Here is a 20,496-nt window from a genome sequence, read left to right as displayed (position 1 = left end):
CATGGACCTGAAGCGCAAGCTGTCCCGACTCACCAATGCGGGCCCCGGCAGTCAGGCCCGGGCGCCCGTGAACACCGTGGCGGTGGCTCCTGTGATGGAGACACCGGCGGTGGAGGCGCGCGCACAGGACGCGGCGGCCGAGGCGAGCTCCCCGTCGGCCGTGGTCGCCCGGCCGCACGAGGGCAGCGCTGCGGCGGTAACGCGGCTGGAAGAAGCGGGGACGACCACCATCGCGGAGGTGCTGGTCCAGGCGCTGCGCAAGCGCTTGTCGATGGACGGGGAGGGTGAGCACGCCCCCGACGCGGAAGGGACGGACGGAGGCCTGGCGCCCGAGGCTGCGTTGGTGAACGGACTCACCGCGCGGACGGCGGTCTCCGACCGCGAGGCCACGCGGGTGGACGGAGGCGCCGGGCAAAGCCGCGAGGCCACGCGGGCGGATGGCCTCGTGGACCTGCGCGAGGAAGCGCGGCGGCGGTTCGCGGCGAAGCGCGGCGGTACGGCGGACGGCCCCGCGGATCCACGGGTGGAAGCGCTGCGCCAGATGTTGTCGTTCTGGGCGGAGCGTCAGGGCACGGCGTCCGCTCGGAAGGCGGTGGCGCCGCTCCCCGAGCCGCGTGCCTTGCCGGTGGAGGCGCGGGCGACGCCGCACGGCACGGTGCATGTCGCCGAGCAGGTGTATTCGCCGGATCACCGTCATGGCACCGCGCCGGTGGCGGCGGCGCTCGACGTGGAGGCGCGGCTGGTGGCGGGGCTGGCGCTGCATCCGGAGCTGGAGTCGGTGGACTTCACGCGGATGTTGATGCTGGACACGGAGACGACGGGGCTCGCGGGCGGTACAGGCACGGTGCCGTTCCTGGTGGGCCTGGGCTGGTTCGAAGGCCGCTCGATGCGCGTGCAGCAGCTCTTCCTGCGGCGCATGGGAGAGGAGGCGCCCATGCTGCGCCTCCTGGCCGAGCGCATGGCGTCGTCGTCCTGCCTGGTCACGTACAACGGCAAGAGCTTCGACTGGCCGCTGCTCCGCACGCGCTTCGTCCTCAACCGGGTGCCGGTGCCAAAGGAGCTGCCGCACCTGGACCTGCTGCACTGCGCACGTCGCGTCTTCAAGCACCGGGGCGAGGGCGCGCGGCTGGTGCACCTGGAGTCCAAGGTGTTGGGCCATCACCGGATCGGAGACGTGGACGGTTCGCTGATCCCGGAGCTGTACTTCCGCTTCCTGCGCGGCACGGATGGTTCGGAGCTGGTGCCGGTGCTGGAGCACAACCAGAAGGACATCCTGCTGCTGGCGGCGCTGATGGGCGACCTGGTGCGCCGCTTCCAGTCGGAGGGCACGGAGCGGCAGGACCCCCGGGATCTGCTGGGCTTCGCGCAGGTGGCGGAGAGGGCAGGGGACGCGGCGAGGGCGCTGACCTTCGCGAAGGCCGCCGCGGAGAGCGGAGGCCCGGTGGGAATCGAAGCGCTGGTGCTGGCCTCACGCCTCTGCCGCCGCTCGGGAGACTGCGAGTCAGCGGTAGCGCACCTGCAGCGGGCGCTCACGTTCGCGAAGCCCGGCCAGGGCGCGGTGCTGCACCTGTCCCTGACGAAGCTCTACGAGCACTCCCTCAAGGACCTGCCCCGGGCCCTGTACCACGCCAGGCTCGCAGCCCCCGTGGAGCTGCCCGAGGACCACCAGCTCCGCCTGGAACGCCTGGAGCGTCGGCTGTCGCGTCAGGGCGCCTGAGCGTCAGCCCGCCTCACGGCAGCGCATCACGCAGGCCCGGGAACCACGAGACGAGCAGTCGCTGCGTGCCCAGCTTCACCTGGGCTCGGCCCGACTCGCCGTCCTGGTAGACGCGCTTCTTGCCGTCCCGCTCGTAGGTCCGGGCTGGCACGTGCGCCCGGATCAGGACCGCGCCTTCCGGGTACGCCGCGGCTCGCCGCTGCACCTTCGCGAACTGGAGCGACGCCTCCGGACCTTCCACCTGCTCGATGACCGTCTCCAGCGGGTGGGGCATGTCCGGCATCTGGAACTCCAGCGTCATCCCCGGGGCCAGCTCCTGCCGGTAGTCCTCCGGGAACAGCACGGAGAGCGACGGCAGCACGTTCCGGTTCATCAACGCCACCACCGGCTGCCCCGCCTCCAACTGGGCCCCCTTCGTCGCCGCCACCCGGCCTACCATCGCCTCCAGTGGCGCCACCACCTCCGCCGCCCCGGACGCCGTCTCCAGCCTCGCCAGCACCTGCCCGGCCTTGACCGGCTCGGTCAGCCCCACGTCCACCGACATCACTCGCCCCGAGGCCGGGGCCGGGACGTCCACCCACTCGCCCTGCTGGAGCAGCACCAGGCCTCGCGCCGAGCGGTCCACCCGCACCATCCCCGCGAGCACCCCCAGCGTCACCACCGCTCCCACCGCGCTCCAGGCCCACGCCCGCCGTGAAAAGCGAGGCTCCGGCTTGGGGGAGGAGGGGACAGGGGTCGGAGGGGATTCGGGCCGGGGATCCATGCGCGAAACAGGATGATCCATCCCGGCCCCGCTTCGCCAGGACTGGTTGGAACGCGGGATTCACCGCCAGGCCTTCAACCGGATCCCCGAAACTTGACGGACACGCACGCCTGCTCGCCCTACAGGGCTGTATCCCTGCATCGTCCCGGGTCACCTTGTGCCATGCTGCGTGCGCCTCGTGGATTCCTCCTTCCTCAAATTCGGGTCCCTGGTCCTCGCCGGACTCCTCGCCCCGGGCGCGTTCGCGGCTGAAACGACGCGCGAGGAACAGGTGCGCGCGGAGCTGGAACGCCAGCTGCGCGACATGGTCCCCGAGTCTCCCTCCGAAGTGCAGGTGCTCTTCGCGGGCTTCAAGCCCGAGGACGGCTACCGGCTCGTGGAGACCGACTTCCTCCTGGATGGCGAGCCGCTCGCCGTCCCGGGGCTGGACGAGCTCAACGCGCCCGGCGTCCACCGGCTCGCGAACCTGAAGGTCGAACCCGGCGAGCACACCCTCGTCTCGCGCGTCACGTACACCAACGGCTCCTGGAGCCTGTTCAGCGAGACCAACGGCTTCCTCTGGAAGATCACCGCCTCCGTCGGCTTCCAGACCCAGCGCGGCCTGCGCGTCGTGGTGAAGGCGTCCCCCAGCGTCGTGCCCAACGCGCCGGATCCGCGCCTCAAGCTCAAGCTCACCCACGCCGTCACCGCGGAGATGATCCAGCCGCTGAAGGACGAGCCCGCCGTCGTCACCGCGCCGCCGCCCGTGAAGCCCGCGCCCGTGGATGCCGGCGCCCCGGTGAAGGTCGTCCAGCCCACGCCTCCGCCGGACGCGGGCGTGAAGCCCACGACGACCGTCGTCTCCGTGACGCCGCCCGTGGAGCGCCCGCCGGTGGCCGCCAGCCGCCTGCGCCTCCAGGTGACGTCGAAGAAGCCCACCAACGCCACCGCCTTCGTGCGCGGTCCGGGCGAGCCGCTGAAGCTCACCGTGCCCGGCAAGAAGCCGCAGGACGTGCCCCTGTCCGCGGGCGCGTACACCGTGGACCTCATCGCCGACGGCTTCCTCGCGCAGACGCGCCAGGTGGAGCTGGCCGCCGGGGCGGACACGTCGCTCGCCTTCGCGCTGGTGCCCGCGCCCAAGGCCGCCAAGGCCGCCAAGGTGCAGGAGGGCCGCATCGAGCTGCCCCAGCCCCTGAGCTTCGAGGAGAAGAAGCCCATGCCCTCCAAGGCCGCGCTCACGGGCCTGGAGCTGGCGGTGGACCTGCTCGTGCGCGACCCGAAGGCCCGCCTGCGCGTCGAGGGCCACACCGACTCGCGCGAGGTCCCCGAGCCCGCGCGCCAGAGCCTCTCCGACGCCCGCGCCCGCGCCGTGGCCGACATGCTGATCCGCGCCGGCGTGGCGCCGTCCCGCGTGGAGGCCGTGGGCCTGGGCGACCGCAGCCCCAAGGCCCCCAACCTGATTCCTCGCGGCCGTGAGCTCAACCGCCGCGTGGAGCTGGTGCTGCTGCGCCCCTGAGCCTTGAGGTTGCTTTGGGGCTCCTCTAGCGTCCCGGGCGTTCTTCGCCAAAGGGACGTGCGATGCCTCGCTACGAGTTCACGGAAGGCAGCTCCAGCAAGTTCTGGGAGATCACCCTGGAGGGCACCACGCTGACCAAGCGCTGGGGCCGCATCGGCACCGACGGCCAGGAGAAGGTCGAGGAGTTCGACTCCAAGGCCGAGGCGAAGAAGGCCTACGAGGCCCAGGTCCGCGAGAAGGAGCGCAAGGGCTACGCGCTCGTCGAGGGCTCCGGGGGAGGAGACGACGACGGTGGAGAGGCCACCGCCGAGTCCGCCGTCAACCCGGACCTGGAGGCCGCCATCCTCGCGAAGCCCGACGACGTGAAGGGCTATCTCGCGTACGCCGAATGGCTCAAGGGCGAGGGAGACCCCCGCGCAGAGCTGATCCTCCTCCAGCACTCCGCGCTGGACGCGCCCGCCGCGACGGCCACGGCCACGCGCAAGAAGGTGGAGAAGTACATCCAGACGCATGGGGCCGAGCTGCTGGGCGAGTCGCTGACGGAGGCCATCTCCGACGAGACCCTCAAGCTGGAATGGCACCTGGGCTACATCCGCGAGGCCCGGCTGGGCCAGGTGGACTACGACTCCACGGCGGAGATCCCGGACCTGCTGGCCGAGCTCTTGGCCCACCCGTCCGCGCGGTTCCTGAGCCGGCTGACGCTCGGCATGGCCAACTTCGACGGCGAGAACGACTACGACGAGACGCTCGAAGTGCTCGCGAAGGCGAAGCCCGCGCCGCCGCTGCGCTCGTTGTTCATTGGCGACTTCGAGTTCCCGGACGAGACGGAGATCTCCTGGACGCAGGTGGGCGACCTCAAGCCGCTCTACAAGGTCTACCCCCAGCTCCAGGAGCTGCGCGTGCGCGGCGGGGAGATCGGCTTCGGGAAGATCGACCTGCCGGAGCTGCGCTCGTTTACCGTGGAGACCGGTGGCCTCCACGAGGGCGCGGTGAAGGAGATCGTAAAGGCGAAGTGGCCGAAGCTGGAGTCGCTGGAGGTCTGGTTCGGCCAGGAGAACTACGGCGCGAGCGGCGGGGTGAAGGAGCTCAAGCCCCTGCTCGACGCGGAGGGCGTGCCGGCCCTGCGCAAGCTGGGATTGCGCAACGCCGAGTTCACCGACGAGCTGTGCGCGGCGCTGCCCAAGTCGAAGATCCTGGCCCAGTTGGAGGAGCTGGATCTGTCCATGGGCACGATGTCCGACGCGGGCGCGGACACGCTGGCCCAGAACGCCAAGGCCTTCGCGCACCTCAAGACCCTGGACGTCACCCAGAACTTCCTCACGAAGGCGGGGCAGAAGACCGTGGCCCACGTCGCGAAGTCCGTGGCGAGCGGCAACCAGCGCGAGCCCTATGACGAAGAGTCGCGCTACGCCGCAGTGGGCGAGTAGCCCGTCCGCATGCCGCCGTTCCTGATCATCGGCAACCCCGGGAACCGGCGCGTCACGTTGTTCCAGGAGGCCCTGGTCCGCGCCGGGCTTCCTCCCGCGCACGTGGTGGCGTGGGAGACGGTGGCCCGTACGCCTGACGTCCTCCTGGAGCTGCCCGACACGGAGCGCCTTGTCCGCATCGACGCGGCGGGGGAGGACGCGGCCGTCGAGCGCCTGTTCCTCCAGCGCGGCTACACCGATGCGCTCGCCGCCGGCTGCGACACCGTCACGCCTGAACAGCTGGATGCACTGCCGGATGAACACGGCCGCGTGCTGTGCCCCCGGCAGCACCACCTGGGCTTCCTGCGCGTGCTGGAGGACCTGTCCGCGCGGTTCGCCCAGCGCCCCCACTGGCGTGTGCTGTCCTCACCGGGTGCCATCGCGGACCTGTTCGACAAGCGCATCACGTCGCGCCGGTACGCGGGCCTGGGCATCCCCGTGCCGCCGTTCCTGGACGTGACCCCGGGCACGACACCGGAAACCCTGCGCCACGCCCTGCGCGAAGCGAACTTCCGCGAGGCGTTCGTGAAGCTGTCCTGCGGCTCGTCCGCGTCGTGCCTCGCCGTGTACCGGCCGGACCGGGAGCAGGGCACGCTGCTCACCAGCCTGCATCGGGGCGCCACCGGTTGGTTCAACTCCCTCAAGGTGCGCCGCGTGACGGACGCGCGGGAGGTGGACGCGGTGCTGTCCTTCCTCCTGCGTGAGGGCTCACAGGTGGAGGAGTCCAGGCCCAAGGCGCGACTGGGCGGCGACATGTTCGACTGCCGTGTTCTCGCGGTGCGCGACGAGCCCGTCTTCACCGTGGTGCGCCAGAGCCGCCTGCCCATCACCAACCTGCACCTGGGCGGCTACCGGGGAGACCTGGACGCCTTCCGCGCGGCGGTGCCTCCCGGCGAGCTGGAGGCCGCGATGGAGAGCTGCCGCGCCGTGGCCCGCGCGCATGACTGCCTCCACGTGGGCATCGACCTGATGTTCGAGGACTTCTTCCACGGCCACCGCGTGCTGGAGGCGAACGCCTTCGGAGACCTGCTCCCCGGCCTCACGCGCGATGGCCTGTCCGTCTACGACTGGGAGATTCGCGAAGCGCTGCGCTGAGCGCCGCCCGTCCACAGCCGCGTCGCCGGCACGCGCTCCAGCAGCCCGGAGCCGAACACGCGATCCAGCTCCAGGTACTCCAGGTGCACGTAGCCGATGTGACACCCGCACGTGTCCTTCGAGCACGGGCGCGGCTTCAACGCCGCGTCGAAGTCAGGCGCGTAGAGGTTCCCCAGCGGCTCCTTGATGAAGTGGCACCGGTACGCGGTGCCGTCACCGTCCACCGACAGCACGGACTCGCCGCCACGGCACGCCCGGCCCTTGCTGGGGTGACGGGTGTTGTTCACCGGGAAGAGCGGGTCGATGCGGGTAAAGCGCTCCACGTCCTCGGGCGTGTACGCGTCCAGGCCGTCCTTCACCGCGTTGATCCACAGGTACGTGTCCTCGGGCAGCTCGCGGCGCAGGGCTTCGGCTTCGTCCGCGAAGCGCCGGAAGCCCACCATGCCCGCGCTGTGCCGCACGCCGTGCTCCGACAGCCGCTGGCACTGCGCGAGGAAGCGCGAACGCTTCATCCACTCCGGATGGTACGTGGCCCAGATGCCCAGCTTCTCCGTGCGGCAGTCCGTGAGCCAGTCCAGCCGGCAGGAGAGGTTCGTCTGCACCGCCGCGCGCTCCACATGGGGCAGGTGCGTGAGCCGCGCCAGGGCCTGCTGATACCAGGGCCAGATGAGCGCCTCGCCCCACGGCGTGAAGAACACGGACACGGTGTCCTGCGTGCGCGACTCCACCCACTGGAGGAACCGCTCCAGGTCCGCGCGGTCCTTCGTCAGCTCCTCCTCGCTCTGCTTCCACTTGCCGAAGGGGCAGTACTCGCAGCCGTAGTTACAGCCGGACAGCGGACCCCGGTAGAGCACGGTGAGCTTCATCGCCAGGCGTACTCCGCCATGCGCGCGCGCACGGCCTCGGAGTCCAGCCACGGCCCAATCAAGTCGGAGCGCTCCACGCCCGCCGCGGTGAGCTGGAACACGCCGTCCACGTCGCGCGCCAGCCCGTGCGCCTCCAGCTCCGTGAGCATCGGGAAGTCCGCCTTCGCCTCCGTGCCGAAGCGCTGGCGGTACACACCCGGGTCCACGCCCTCCGCGAGCAGCGACAGCACCAGGTGCCGGTGGCGCTGCTCGGCCGCGTCCAGCACGAAGCCGTAGCGCACCTCACCGAAGGACGCCGAGTCCCGTTCGCTGTAAGCCTGGATGATGCCGCGCACCTCGCGTGAGGCCACCGCGTACTCGGACGAGTAGTGCACCGCGCCCGTGTACGAACGCGCGCCCACGCCCAGGCCCACCATGCCGTCCTCCTGGCAGCGGTACACCGCGCCGCGGGTCGCGGGGGCATGCGCCGCGCGGAACATCCGCATGGACACCTGCGTGTAGCCGCGCGACAGGAGGAAGTCCCGGCCGGTCCGGTAGAGCGACAGCCGCAGGTCGTCCCACGCGCGCGACTTCTTGCCCAGGAAGGTGAGGGGCCGCACGTAGAGCGGGTAGAGGTACAGCTCCTCCGGCGAGTACCGCAGCGCCGCCTCCAGCGAGTGGAGGAACGTCTCCACCGTCTGGCCCTCGATGCCGTAGATGAGGTCCAGGTTGAGCGTGGGGAAGCCCGCGCTCCGCAGCAGGTCCAGCGTGGCCTCCACCTGCGCCGTCTTCTGCGGCCGCTTCACCGCGGCGACCTCCGACTCCAGGAAGCTCTGCACGCCCATGCTCACCCGGTCCACGCCCCGGGCCTTCAAGAGCGCCACCTTGTCCGCGTCCACCGTCTCCGGCGACACCTCCACGGACATGGGCACGCCGCGAGGATCCACGCCCAGCTCCGCCGCCAGGTCGAACACCGTCTCCAGCCCCGCGACGTCCAGCAGGGTGGGGGTGCCACCGCCAATCGCGGCCCGCGCGAACGTGGCCGGCCCCAGCGCCTCCTTCACCCGGCGGGCCTCGCGCTTCAGCGCGGCGAGCCACGCGTCGACGACGTCCTCCTTCGGGTCCGCGGCGGTGAAGAGGTTGCAGAACCCGCAGCGCATCTCGCAGAACGGGACGTGCAGGTAGAGGAACAGCGCGTCCCGCCGCTCCTTCGCCCAGACGTCCTCCAGTGGCAGCGCGGGCGTGAGCGGGCGGTAGGCCGTCTTGTGCGGGTAGCCGTAGAGGTACGCCACGTACGGCGTCCCTTCGAGCATCGACTCCAAGCGCGTCATGGCGCGGAGTCTACCGGCAGCACGAACTCGCCATAGGGCACCGTCCACACCACCGGGTGCCCCAGCCGGTGTCCCGTGTAGCCGTCCTCGCCGTACGCCGTGCCGTGGTCCGAGCACACGATGCAGAACGCCGGGCCCCGCCGTCGCAGCGCCTGGAACAGGGGCGGCAACTGGCTGTCCACGTACGCCAGGGCCGCCGCGTGCGTCGCCTTGGAGTCCTCCGTCGCCCCGGGCACGTAGTGCCGGTTGGGCTGGTGCAGCGCGGAGACGTTGATGAACAGGAACACCCGCTGCTCCCGGGGCAGCGACCCCAGGATTTTCACTGCCAGTGATGCCTGATTTTCCGTGGATCGGGGGTCGGTGACGCCCAGCTCCGGGGCCCAGTGCGCCTCGGAGAAGAGGCCCGGGAGGACGCGGCCCAGGGGGTTCTTCTGGTTGAAGAAGCCCGTCCCGCCAATGCACACCGAGTGATAGCCGCGCCCGGCCAGCCCCGTGACGATATCCGGCGCGTCCAGCACGCAGGTGCCGGGGCCCGTCGTCTCGCTGCCCTCGAAGCGCAGGGCGAACGGGCGGGCGTGCCGGCCCGGGGTGACAGGCGTGGGCAGGAAGCCCGTGAAGAAGGCCTGGTGCGCGGCGTAGGTGAAGCTCGCCGGAGTGTGCCGCTCCTCCCACCGGCCGCCGGGTAGCAGCGCGGCCAGGGTGGGGGTGCGGCCTGCTTCCAGCTCCTCCCGGGCCACGTCGTAGCGGAGCGTGTCCAGCGTGAGGAGGAGCAGGTCGTGCGTGCCGACCAGTGCGTTCAGGTCATGCATGCGGACCGGTGGGGCGGGGAGGGGACCTCATCGATGGGAGGTCCCATACCCCGCCTTTGGACGGCGGGACTACGACATCGGGATGGTCGGGACCGAGGGAAGCGACTCGGTCGGGTTCCGCGGCTGCGCCGGGGTGGCGGCCTCGGCCGGCATGGACTCCAGCGGGCGGCGCGGGGCGTTGGGGCGCTGCGTGTCCATCGTGGAGTTGTAGAGCGACGTCGCGAAGCCCTGCTGCCCGCCCTGCGACAGCCGGCGGAAGGCGTTGTCCAGTGCCTGCTGCCCGCCCTGGAGCCCCTCTCCCATCGTGCGTTCCACCAGCGCGCGGGCCTGCGGCTCGCTGAGGCGCACCGAGTAGGGGGCGCGGTTGTCGGCCGCCGAGTCGTCGCTGGAGAACGCCCCTCGCGCGATCTGCGCCGCCGTGGGGTCCGTGAAGGTCAGCTCGTAGGAGGTCTGCGCCGGCTGGCCCGGGCGACGCTCGGTCGACGCCACCACGGAGTCGTTGATGCGCGTCCGGGTCTGGCCTTCGCCGTTCGCCCCCACCGTGGTCTCCGAGGACAGCGTGCTGCCGGAGATCTCCCGGTCCGACTGGCGCACCGTGTGCTGCCCGGCGCCGTCCGAGGCCACCTCCGTCCGCCGCGCGCTGTCCGCCACCCGCGCGCCCAGCACGCGACCCTCGCGGGTCTGATCCAGCGTGTCCGTGCGGTTCACGTTGCTCACGCCCGGGCCATTCGCCTGGGGCAGCTGGCCGGTGCGCATGAAGTCGTCATAGGCCGCGCGGCCCTCCGGCGTGCGGATGTTGAAGTCCGCCGAATGCGAGCGCCCCAGGCGCTGATCCTGCCGGCCCTCCAGGCCGCGGATGTTGGTGGCGTCCCGCTGGCGGCCGTCGCTGGTCACCGTGGCGCGCACGGTGTCCTCCGACGTGCGCTGCACCTCGAAGCGCTGCGTCTGGGTGCGGTCGTAGGACGTGCTCAGCCCCAGCCGCTCGCCCAGCTTGCCCGGACCGGCGCGCACGCCCGCGTTGAAGCCCGCCTGGCCCTGGACCTCCGCCCGGGCGCGGGTGCCCACCGGCCACGTCTCCGGGGCGGCGGGATTGGGCATCTCACCGTTGCGGATGGCGTCCGTGGCGGCCTGACGCGGCACCTCCACACGGAGGCTGCCCTGCACTCCGAACGAACCGCCCGCGCTCACCGGCCCCAGCCGCGTCGGCACGCCGCCCCGAGGCGTCGAGCCGCGGTTGCCCACCTGGCCCTGGGCCTCCAGGACGAAGTTGTCACCCTGCGTCGTCACCCGGGCGCGGCCCGTGGGGCGCATCGCGGCGGCGGGCGAGAACGAGTCGCGGTTGCGCTCCGCCGCGGCCGCTGCCTCCGGGGCCTGCTGCTGCGCGGGCGCCTGCGTCTGCGGCGCGCTCGCGGGGCGGTTGGCGGGGACCGTCGACTGCGTCGGCTGGAACGTAGGAGTGGGACGGTTGGGATTGATGGAAGTCATGGGTAATGAGGTTATCGACCTTTCCGACGCTTTGTTTCCGCTCAGGGTGTGGCTCTTACACTCCTGAATCTTGAGAGATTCCAGCTACTTCCACCCATCCAGGACCACCTGGACCTACTCGGAGAGGACGTCCACGGCGCAAAAAGCACGCCCTATTGCAACTGAGTGGCAAGGACTTGAAATACGGTAGTAATACGTATTACAGGTTATTCTCACTTTGAAGGGAGTGCACGACATGCAGAACATGCGGAAGCGGTTCTCGACGTCTCGTGGTGGCTGGCGGCCGGTGACGGCGCTGGTGCTGGGTTGCACCCTGGCGGTTCCGGCTGGCGCGCTCGCGGCGGAGCGCACTCCTTCATCGGCCACGCGGGCTCCGGCGGCGCCGGGCGCGGCGGTGGCCACGGCGCTCCAGGCCGGGGGCACCACGCTGGCGACGCCGTCCGGGCTGGTGTTCCACCAGACGGCGCGGCCGGTCAGCGGCCTGCGCACCCTGGACGTGGCGCGGGACACCGGCGTGCAGCTGCACGTCTGGCGTGAGCGGCAGGCGGACGGCACGGAGCGCTCCTTCTCCGCGTACACGCGCGGCGGCTCGGAGCTGCTGGGCCGCGTGCAGCAGGAGGAGTACCTCATCCGGTTGGCGGAGGCGTCATTCGACCCGCTGGCCCGCACCGCGCCGCTGTTGGGCAACGCGCTGGTGGCGGACCGGAACAACACCCTGTCGCTGGTGCAGTTCCACGGCACGCCGCTGCCGGAGTACCGCGAGACCATCGAGAACGCGGGCGGCAAGGTGCTGCGCTTCCTGTCGGACCACACGTACCTGGTGGAGATGCCGTCGGAGGTCCGCGCGCGTGTCACCCAGCTCCCGGCCGTGCGCTGGGTGGGGGACTACCACCCGGAGTGGCGCGTGGAGCCGGCGCTGCGGGACGCGCTGCTCGGACGCACGGCGGCGCTGGCCCCCCAGCGCTACTCCATCATGCTGGGTGAGGGCGGCGCGGCCCGCCAGGCCCGCGTGACGGCGCTGGTGGAGCGGCTGGGCGGCAAGGTGGACCTGGTGGAGCCGGGCGGCCTGCGCGTGGAGGCGACGCTCAACCAGGAGCAACTGGCCTCGGTCGCGCGCGCCAACGAGGTGCAGTTCATCGACCGCTGGGGTGGCCCCGGCGAGGTGGACATGGACATCGTGCGCGAGACGGGCGGCGCCAACTACGTCGAGGGGCTCAAGGGCTGGAACGGGCAGGGCGTGCGCGGGGAGATCTTCGACACCGAGCTGCGCACCACCCACCGCGAGTGGCCCACCGCGCCCATCATCCACAGCACGGGCACGTCCTCCGGTTCGCTGCACGGCACGGCCTGCTACAGCCACAACTTCGCCAAGGGCGTGGATCCGCTGGCCAGGGGTCTGTTGCCGGGTGGGCAGGGCATCTTCTTCCTCTACTCGGAGGCCACGCAGTTCGGCGGCACCAAGTCCCGGCTCACGATGAACCAGGAGCTGATCAACCCGAGCGGCCCCTACCGCGCGGTGTTCCAGACCTCCAGCGTGGGCAGCACGCTGACGACGTCGTACACGACCATCTCCGCGGAGGTGGACGACTACCTGTTCAAGGCGCCCATCCTCAGCACGCAGTCGCAGAGCAACAGCGGCACGCGCAGCTCCCGGCCGCAGGCGTGGGCGAAGAACATCGTCTCCGTGGGCGGCATCCGGCACTACAACACGCAGACGCGCACGGATGACCGCTGGTCCTCGGGGGCGAGCATCGGCCCGGCGGCGGACGGCCGCATCAAGCCGGACCTGGCGTTCTACTACGACAGCATCCGGGGCGCGTACGGCTCGTCGGACAGCGCCTACACGGAGTTCAGCGGCACCAGCTCCGCCACGCCGCAGACGGCGGGCCACTTCGGCCTGCTGCACCAGATGTGGCACGAGGGCGTGTGGGCCGGCCACGGCAAGAAGGCGGACGTCTTCACCAGCCGCCCGAAGATGGCCACGGCCAAGGCGCTGATGATCAACGGCGCGTCCAAGTACAACTGGCTGGCGGGCGGCTCGAACGCGGACATCGACCGCAACAAGCAGGGCTGGGGCACGTCCGACCTGAAGCGCCTGTACGACCGCGCGGCGAAGACGTTCGTCGTGGACGAGACGGACGTCCTCGCGCCGCTCGGCGTCAAGACGTACGCCTTCGTCGTGCCCACCGGTGAGCCGGAGCTCAACGTCACGATGGTCTACACGGATCCGATGGGCACGGTGGGCGCGGCCCGGGCGCGCATCAACGACCTGTCCCTGCGCGTGACGGCGCCCAACGGCACGGTGTACTGGGGCAACAACGGCCTGACGGCGGGCAACGTGTCCACGTCCGGCGGCGTGTCCAACAAGGTGGACACCGTGGAGAACGTCTTCCTCGCGAACCCGGCCGCGGGCACGTGGAAGGTGGAGGTCCTGGCGGACGAGGTGGTCCAGGACGCCCACACGGCGACGACGGCGGTGGACGCGGTCTACGCCCTGGTGGTGAGCGGCGTGAACCTCAACGCGAAGGCGCCGTAGTCGTTGCCGAGCGCGGGCTCCGGTGTGTCCGGGGCCCGCGCCGTGACGGTCAGTGTTCAGCGGGCTTCGCGGGGGCCTGCTGCTGGACCACGGGCTTCGAGGCGCGCTGGAGGACGGGCAGGGACGGGCTCAGCGTGCCCAGGTAGAGCCGGCCGTGGAAGCCCGTCTCGCCCGGCGCTTCGAAGAGGGCCACCTTGCGCGGCGTGTTCGGCTCCTGGCGTCCTTCCGCCGACGGGTTGATGCCGTGCACGTCGCAGTCCACCTGCTGCCAGACGTTGAAGCGGCAGGAGTAATGGGCGCCGCGCGCGAAGCCCACGTCCAGTGCCTTCACGGACGAGGAGGGCAGGGCGGCCGTGAGGCGGTGGCCCATGGGTTCGAACTTCGAATCCCAGTTCACGCCTCTGGTGCGCACGTGCACGTCGCCCGCGAGCACCAGCATCCACGCGTCCGGGTTCTCCTTGCGGAAGGCGATGAGGTTCGCGGCCATCTCCTCCTCGCGCGCGTTGCCCGCGGCCTGCTTGGAGTCGAACGCCACCACCGAGACGGCGTGGCCCTGGGCCCGCAGGCGGCGCGCGGCCTCCAGCAGGTGGATGACGCCGGCGCTGCTGCGGCCGTCCTGATCCACGCGGCGGAAGAAGTCGCTCAGCACGAGCAGCCGCTCCAGGTCCGCGTCCGTGCCGGCGCTGGTGAGGTACTCGTCCAGCGCGGCCTGTTCCACGGACGGAACGGAGAGGGCGAGCGCCACGGGGAGCTTCTTCGCGGTGGCGTCGCAGAGCATGCGCGCCGCGGCGTCCGGCAATTCGCGCGTGCCCATGGGGTCCGCGACCAGCACGGTGCCGCCCTGCGTGAGCAGCGCGTCCACGCCCTCCACGGGGTCGCCGCAGCGGGGCGTGGCTTCGGGCGTCTCCGGGGTCCAGCCCGCGACCTTCACGTCGCGCACGGGGATGGCGGCCTTGCCGCCGACCAGCTCCAGGGACGGGACCATCTCCAGACGCTGGAGCAGCTTGCGTTCCTGGGGCAGGTCGCGGAAGCCGCGGCGCAGCCGGAAGCCCTCCATCTGCGGGACGCCCTCGAAGGTCTCGTGGGCGAACACCTCGCGGAAGTGGTTGTAGTAGTGGTCGTTGGTCCGCTGGCTGCCTGGCTCGGGCGTCTGCTGCGTGACGGCGTCGTCCGCTTCCCGGTACTGGAGGCGGAAGATGCGCACGATGGACTGGCGCGGGCCGACCTCTTCGGGGCGCACCAGGTAGCGTTCGAAGGTGCGGTTGCCACGCACGTTCACGCCGATCTCCCAGGACTGGGAGTACAGCTCATGCGTGGTGTTGTTCTCGAAGATGTCCAGGCGCTGCTCTTCGAGCAGGCGGCGAGCGACGAACATCGCCTCGTCCAGAGGCACCAGGTACACGCGCTCCACGGTAGGGATGGGCTCCGTGTCCAGCGGATCCCCATCCAATCCGCGCGAGATGCCCGTGCACCCCGTCATGCACAGAAGCCCCAGCGTCCAGTGCCACCGCATGGTCCTATCCCCTTTCGTGGAGGGGACAGCCCAAGGCAGGCGCCATCCCCGGACGCCTGAGTCTAGCACTCCGGGTGCGGGAATTGCGCCCCCCGGTCTCAGTGCTCCGCGTCCGTGGGCTTCGTGCCGCCGTCCTGCTGCTGCTGGGCCACGGGCGCGGCGCGCTGGATGACCGGGGGTGAGGCGTTGAGCGCTCCCACCCAGAGCCGGCCGTGGAAGCCCGTGTCGCTGGGCCTGTCGAACAGGGCCACCTTGCGCGGCGTGCCCGGCTCCTGGCGCAGCTCCGGGGTCGGGCTGAGCGCGAAGACGTTGCAGTCCACCTGCTCCCAGACGTTGAAGCGGCAGGAGAACTGCGAGCCTCGCGTGAAGCCCACCTCCAGCGCCTTCACCGGCGACTCCGGCAGCGCCTTCGTCAGCCGCCAGCCCAGCGGCTCGAAGTCCTTGTTCCAGCTCACCGGCTTCGTGCGCACGTGCACGTCACCCGCGAGCGCCAGCAGCCACGTGTCCGGATTCGCCTGGCGGTACGCGATGAGGTTCTTCGCCATCTCCGCCTCGCGCGCGTTGCCGGAGGCGTTGTTCGAGTCGAACGCCAGCACCGTCACCGCGTGCCCCTGCGCGCGCAGCCTCCGGGCCTGCTCGATGAGGCGGAGCAGGGCGCCGCTGCTGCGGCCGTCCTGGTACACGCGGCGCCAGAACGAGCTCACCACCAGCAGCCGCTCCAGGTCCGGGCCGTGGCCCGCGCTGGCCAGGTAGTCGTCCAGCGCGCCCTGGTCCTCCGACGGCATGGACAACGCCAGCGCCACCGGCAGCTTCTTCTCCACCGCGTCGCACAACATCCGCGTGGCGATCTCCGGCAGCTCACGCGTGCCCAGCGGATCTCCCACCAGCACCGTGTTCCCGGCCGTGAGCAGCGGCTCCACGCCCTGTAGCGGATCGCCGCACTTCACCGGCGGCGGCTGGGCCGTGTCGTCATCCCAGCCCTCCACCTGCACCGCGCGCACGGGCGCCGTCGTCCTGCCACCCACCAGCTCCAGCGACGGCACCATCTCCAGCTTCGCCAGCAGCTTGCGCTCCAGCGGCAGGTCGCGCGTGCCGCGCACCATCTTGAAGCCCTCCATGTCCGGCACGCCCTCGAACGTGAAGCGCTCGAACGTTTTCCGGGCGAGGTACTTCTCCTCGTCCTGGATGCGCTCGTTGAGCCACTTGGGCTTCACCTCGATGTTCGTGTCCTGCTCGCGGTAGCGCAGGCGGAAGACGCGGATGACCGACTGGCGCGGCCCCAGCGACGCGCCCTTCACGAAGTAGCGCTCGTAGGTGCGGTTGCCGGGGAGGTTCACCCCGGGCTCGTGCGCGGACGTGTAGAGCTCGTTGTGGTCCGCGCGCTCGAAGACGTCGTAGCGCTGCTCCTCGAAGACGCGCCGCATGGTGAAGAGGGCCTCGTCCAGCGGGACCAGGTACACCGTCTCCTCGGAGGGGATCTCCTCGTCCTCCGGCGTGTCGTCATGGAGGTCCTTCGTCAGGCTCGCGCAGCCTCCGACGCACAACGACAGCCCCAGCAACCAGTGCAACCGCATGGCATGACCTCCGGCCCACCCGTTGTGCTCGATGTTGCTCGCGACGGGGGTGCGGCGTCCCGGCTCCCACGGCCGGGACGACGGGAATCAGTCTACCGGGAAACGCACGGAGAACACGTCTGTCAGGCAGGACGGGTGGGAGCGGCTCCCTGGCCCGTGAGCGACCGGACGACATCCAGCGCGTGCTCGGCGTGCTTCTTCACCTGGATTTGCGAGTCGAACGCGTAGCGGATGGTGCCGCCCTTGTCCGCGACGAACGTCACCCGCCCGGGCAGCAGCCCCAGGAAGTTGGTGCCCACCCCGAAGGCCTTGCGCGCCGCGCCATCCGGGTCGCTGAGAAGGCGGAAGGGGAGGCGGTACTTGGCGACGAACTTCTCGTGGGACTCCGCGGAGTCGCTGCTGATGCCCACCACGTCCGCGCCCGCGTCCGTGAAGTCCTGGTACTGATCGCGCAGGCTGCAGGCCTGGACCGTACATCCCGGGGAGTCGTCCCTCGGGTAGAAGTAGATGACCATCGCCTTGTCGCCCAGCAGATCGCGCAGGCGCACCGGCGCGCCGCCCGGCCCCTGCAGGGTGACATCCGGAACCGCATCCCCTTCTTTCAGCATCTTGGCCATGAAAGTCCCAATCCTCCCGGGCGGGAGCATGGACCGCGCATGGCCTGACCCGCAAATCAATCGGCGGCGCGATGCGGCGGGCGTTCCGGCTTCCGTGCCCCGGCGGCATCGCCCAAGATGGATTTCCTCCGCATCGTCCCCCGCGTTCTTTCCGCAAGAGGAGGGGAGCATGTCCTTCCACCCCCGCGGCCTCGTGGCCGCGCTCGCGCTGTTCTCGCTGTCCGGCCCCGCGCTCGCGCAGGCCCCCGCCGCGCCACCCAAGCCGCCCGCGAGCCCCGAGGATGAACGCGCCGCGTACCTCCGGTCGCGCTTCACGAAGTACGAGGTGCGCGTCCCCATGCGCGACGGCGTGAAGCTCTTCACGACGTTCTACGTGCCCAACGACGCGAGCCCCCAGAAGCGCTACCCCGTGCTGCTCTCGCGCACGCCGTATTCCGTGGGGCCCTACGGAGCCGGCCGCTATCCGAAGACCCTGGGCCTGCCCGCCTTCGAGAAGGACGGCTTCATCTTCGCCTTCCAGGACGTGCGCGGCCGGTACATGTCCGAAGGCGAGTTCGTCAACGTGCGCCCCCACCGCGACACCAAGCGCGGCAAGGAGGTGGACGAGAGCAGCGACACGTACGACACCATCGACTGGCTGGTGAAGCGCGTGCCCCACAACAACGGCAAGGTGGGCATGTGGGGCGTGTCCTATCCGGGCTTCTACACGTCCGCGGGCGCCATCGACTCGCACCCCGCGCTCAAGGCCGTGTCGCCGCAGGCGCCCATCGCGGACTGGTTCTGGGACGACATGCACCGGCATGGCGCCTTCAACCTCCAGCTGGCGTTCAGCTTCTTCTCCACCTTCGGCAAGCCGCGCCCCGCGCCCACCGACGACACCGACTGGAAGTCCTTCGACTTCGGCACCCCGGACGCCTACCAGTTCTTCCTGGACCTGGGCCCGCTGTCCAACGCGGACGCGAAGCACTTCCACGGCGACATCGCCTTCTGGAAGGACTTCGTCGCGCACCCCAACTACGACGCCTTCTGGCAGGCGCGGAACCTGCTGCCGCACCTGAAGAACATCAAGGCGGCGGTGATGGTGGTGGGCGGCTGGTACGACACGGAGGACCTCTACGGCCCGCTGCGCACGTACGCCGCCATCGAGAAGCAGAACCCCGGCATCTCCAACACACTGGTCATGGGCCCCTGGCCCCATGGTGGTTGGATGCGCTCGGACGGCACGTCGCTGGGGGACGCGGACTTCGGCTTCCCCACCAGCGTCCAGTACCAGGACCTGGTGTTGGCCTTCTTCAAGCAGCACCTGAAGGGCGGCCCGGACGCGGCCGTGCCGGAGGCGTTCGTCTTCGAGGGCGGCGCCAACCGCTGGCGCCAACTGGACGCCTGGCCGCCCAAGGGCACCAGGGAGACGCGCCTGTACTTCCAGCCCCAGGGCGCGCTGACGTTCCAGGCCCCCAAGGCGCCAGCGCCGTCGTTCGACGAGTACGTGAGCGACCCGGCCCGGCCCGTGCCGTACACGCAGGACCTGAGCCCCGGCTGGTCCAAGTCGTACATGACGGAGGATCAGCGCTTCGCCTCGCGCCGGCCGGATGTACTCACGTACCAGACGGAGCCGCTGACCCAGGACCTCACGCTCGCGGGCCCGCTGGAGGCGGAGTTGTGGGTTTCCACGACGGGCAGTGACGCGGACTGGGTGGTGAAGCTGGTGGACGTGAACCCCGGGAAGGTGCCCGGCTGGACGAAGGAGCAGGAACACTCCGGCGAGCGCAACCGGGGCGCGCAGCAGACGCTGGTGCGCGGCGAGCCGTTCCGCGGCCGCTTCCGCGACAGCTACTCCCAGCCCAAGCCCTTCACGCCCAACGAGGTGACGAAGGTGCGCTTCGTCATCAATGACGTGTTCCACACCTTCCAGCGCGGCCACCGGCTGATGGTGCAGGTGCAGTCGAGCTGGTTCCCCTTCGTCGACCGCAACCCGCAGACCTTCGTGCCCAACATCTTCGAGGCGAAGCCCACCGACTTCGTGCGCGCGATGCACCGGCTGCACCACACGGCGGCCCAGCCCAGTGCGTTGAAGGTGAACGTCCTGCCCGCGTTGGACGAGTAGATCCCCGGTCCACTCGCGCGCGGTCTGCTAGGCTGCGCGCCCGCCACGAATGACGGGAGGGACATGACCGGTCACGACCGGCCCGACGCCGGGCGGGTGTTGCTCGACGGAGAAGTGGGGGAGGGGGGCGGCCACGTCCTCCGCTCCGCGCTGTCCCTGTCGCTCATCACCGGCCGTCCCTTCCAGCTCAGTGGGCTGCGCGAGCACCGCGATCCGCCGGGCCTGCGTCCCCATCACCTGGCCTACGTGCGCGGCGCGGAGGCGCTGAGCGGCGGCACCAGTGAGGGCGCCGTCGTGGGCTCCACGGAGCTGCGCTTCACCCCCGGCCCGGTGCGCGCGGGGGACTACCTGCTGGAGGCCGGCGCGTCCGGCAGCACGCCCCGGCTCTTCCAGTGCCTGGTGTACCCGCTGGCGCTCGCGGGCGGCGGACGGCTCACGCTGCGGGGCGCCACGCACCTGCGGGCCGGGCCCAGCTTCCACGCGCTCGTCGGCGCATGGCTGTCGGTCGCGCGCGCGTACGGGCTGCCCGTGCAGCTATCGCTCACCCACGCGGGCTTCCTTCCGGAGGGCGCGGGCGAGTTCACCGCGGAGGTGGGCGCCCCGGCCGAACCGCCCGTGCGCGTGGATCTGCCCGCGCGCGGCGTGCTGCGCGAGGTGCGGGTGATGTCCTTCGTGGGCGGACTGCCCTTCGCGGTGGCGGAGCGTCAGTCCCGCGCCGCGGTGGCCGCGCTGCGCGAGCGGGGCATCCTGGCGGAGGCGGACAACCGGCCGCTGGCGGTGACGCGCTCACAGGGCTCCGCGACCTTCGTGCTGGCGCAGTTCGAGCACACCGTGGCGGGCTTCACGTCCCTGGGCGAGCGGGGCCTGGACGCGGAAGGGGTGGGGCGCGAGGCGGCGGAGGCGCTGACCCGCTTCATGGAGACGGGCGGCGCGCTCGACGAACACCTGGCGGAACAACTGCTCTTGCCGGCGGCGCTCCTGGCGTCGGGGAGGCTGGGGGCGGTGACGCCGGGCACCACGCGCTTCACCGCCGCGCGCATCACCGACGCGCTGACGGTCCAGGCGGAGGTGCTCCGGCGCTTCCTGCCGGTGCACGTCCAGGTGGAGCCGGGCGGGAGCGTGGAGATCCGCCCGGCGTGAGGAGGG

At 70.9% G+C, this 20,496-nt stretch carries 15 protein-coding genes; 7 read left to right on the top strand and 8 right to left on the bottom strand.

The window, feature by feature from the left end; all coding sequences use genetic code 11:
• Window position 1: 1 nt before the first annotated feature.
• Window positions 2-1,717: a ribonuclease H-like domain-containing protein gene (locus tag ACX114_RS20125; RefSeq protein WP_459286860.1), complete on the top strand. Its 1,716-nt coding sequence runs from the start codon at window positions 2-4 to the stop codon at window positions 1,715-1,717.
• 13 nt (window positions 1,718-1,730) lie between these two features.
• Here ACX114_RS20125 and ACX114_RS20120 read toward each other — a convergent pair whose 3' ends face one another.
• Window positions 1,731-2,480 (bottom strand): hypothetical protein, encoded by a 750-nt coding sequence (locus ACX114_RS20120; protein ID WP_459286859.1) that lies wholly within the window; start codon window positions 2,478-2,480, stop codon window positions 1,731-1,733.
• 178 nt (window positions 2,481-2,658) lie between these two features.
• Here ACX114_RS20120 and ACX114_RS20115 point away from each other — a divergent pair, with 178 nt between their 5' ends.
• From ACX114_RS20115 to ACX114_RS20105, 3 genes are all read left to right on the top strand, one after another.
• The gene (locus tag ACX114_RS20115) at window positions 2,659-3,975 is read left to right on the top strand and encodes an OmpA family protein (protein ID WP_459286858.1); all 1,317 of its coding nucleotides are present in this window, start codon (window positions 2,659-2,661) and stop codon (window positions 3,973-3,975) included.
• 62 nt (window positions 3,976-4,037) lie between these two features.
• Window positions 4,038-5,402 (top strand): WGR domain-containing protein, encoded by a 1,365-nt coding sequence (locus tag ACX114_RS20110; RefSeq protein WP_459286857.1) that lies wholly within the window; start codon window positions 4,038-4,040, stop codon window positions 5,400-5,402.
• 9 nt (window positions 5,403-5,411) lie between these two features.
• Window positions 5,412-6,536, top strand: coding sequence for an STM4014 family protein (locus ACX114_RS20105; protein WP_459286856.1), 1,125 nt, complete (start codon window positions 5,412-5,414; stop codon window positions 6,534-6,536).
• Here the strand turns inward: ACX114_RS20105 and ACX114_RS20100 are convergent.
• The 4 genes from ACX114_RS20100 to ACX114_RS20085 all read right to left on the bottom strand — a co-directional run bounded on the left by ACX114_RS20100 (window position 6,503) and on the right by ACX114_RS20085 (window position 11,006).
• Window positions 6,503-7,402, bottom strand: coding sequence for an STM4011 family radical SAM protein (locus ACX114_RS20100; protein WP_459286855.1), 900 nt, complete (start codon window positions 7,400-7,402; stop codon window positions 6,503-6,505). The two genes, ACX114_RS20105 and ACX114_RS20100, sit on opposite strands and share 34 nt — an antisense overlap.
• On the bottom strand, window positions 7,399-8,712 hold the full coding sequence (locus ACX114_RS20095; RefSeq protein ID WP_459286854.1) for an STM4012 family radical SAM protein: 1,314 nt from the start codon (window positions 8,710-8,712) through the stop codon (window positions 7,399-7,401). Before ACX114_RS20095 ends, ACX114_RS20100 begins: the two co-directional genes overlap by 4 nt.
• The gene (locus tag ACX114_RS20090; protein WP_459286853.1) at window positions 8,709-9,521 is read right to left on the bottom strand and encodes an STM4013/SEN3800 family hydrolase; all 813 of its coding nucleotides are present in this window, start codon (window positions 9,519-9,521) and stop codon (window positions 8,709-8,711) included. Before ACX114_RS20090 ends, ACX114_RS20095 begins: the two co-directional genes overlap by 4 nt.
• 69 nt (window positions 9,522-9,590) lie before the next feature.
• The gene (locus tag ACX114_RS20085; protein WP_459286852.1) at window positions 9,591-11,006 is read right to left on the bottom strand and encodes a hypothetical protein; all 1,416 of its coding nucleotides are present in this window, start codon (window positions 11,004-11,006) and stop codon (window positions 9,591-9,593) included.
• A gap of 235 nt (window positions 11,007-11,241) precedes the next feature.
• Between ACX114_RS20085 and ACX114_RS20080 the strand changes: the two genes are divergently transcribed.
• A complete protein-coding gene (locus ACX114_RS20080) occupies window positions 11,242-13,542 on the top strand; it encodes a S8 family serine peptidase (RefSeq protein ID WP_459286851.1) in 2,301 nt (766 codons plus the stop codon).
• Between the two features lie 49 nt (window positions 13,543-13,591).
• Here the strand turns inward: ACX114_RS20080 and ACX114_RS20075 are convergent, their stop codons facing one another.
• The 3 genes from ACX114_RS20075 to ACX114_RS20065 all read right to left on the bottom strand — a co-directional run bounded on the left by ACX114_RS20075 (window position 13,592) and on the right by ACX114_RS20065 (window position 17,246).
• Window positions 13,592-15,055, bottom strand: coding sequence for a TraB/GumN family protein (locus tag ACX114_RS20075; protein ID WP_459286850.1), 1,464 nt, complete (start codon window positions 15,053-15,055; stop codon window positions 13,592-13,594).
• Window positions 15,056-15,153: 98 nt separating this feature from the next.
• The gene (locus ACX114_RS20070; RefSeq protein ID WP_459286849.1) at window positions 15,154-16,629 is read right to left on the bottom strand and encodes a hypothetical protein; all 1,476 of its coding nucleotides are present in this window, start codon (window positions 16,627-16,629) and stop codon (window positions 15,154-15,156) included.
• Between the two features lie 122 nt (window positions 16,630-16,751).
• Entirely contained in the window at window positions 16,752-17,246 is a 495-nt protein-coding gene (locus ACX114_RS20065) for a peroxiredoxin (RefSeq protein WP_014396984.1), read from the bottom strand.
• A 169-nt stretch (window positions 17,247-17,415) separates the two neighbouring features.
• Between ACX114_RS20065 and ACX114_RS20060 the strand changes: the two genes are divergently transcribed.
• Together ACX114_RS20060 and ACX114_RS20055 are read left to right on the top strand one after the other, a co-directional pair.
• Window positions 17,416-19,350 (top strand): CocE/NonD family hydrolase, encoded by a 1,935-nt coding sequence (locus ACX114_RS20060; protein ID WP_459286848.1) that lies wholly within the window; start codon window positions 17,416-17,418, stop codon window positions 19,348-19,350.
• A 63-nt stretch (window positions 19,351-19,413) separates the two neighbouring features.
• Window positions 19,414-20,490, top strand: coding sequence for an RNA 3'-terminal phosphate cyclase (locus ACX114_RS20055; RefSeq protein ID WP_459286847.1), 1,077 nt, complete (start codon window positions 19,414-19,416; stop codon window positions 20,488-20,490).
• The last annotated feature ends 6 nt before the right edge of the window (window positions 20,491-20,496 follow it).

Source organism: Corallococcus sp. M7, from assembly GCF_054512695.1.
Note: the sequence above shows the minus strand (reverse complement) of the source record. Positions and strands in the feature narration are given on the sequence as shown.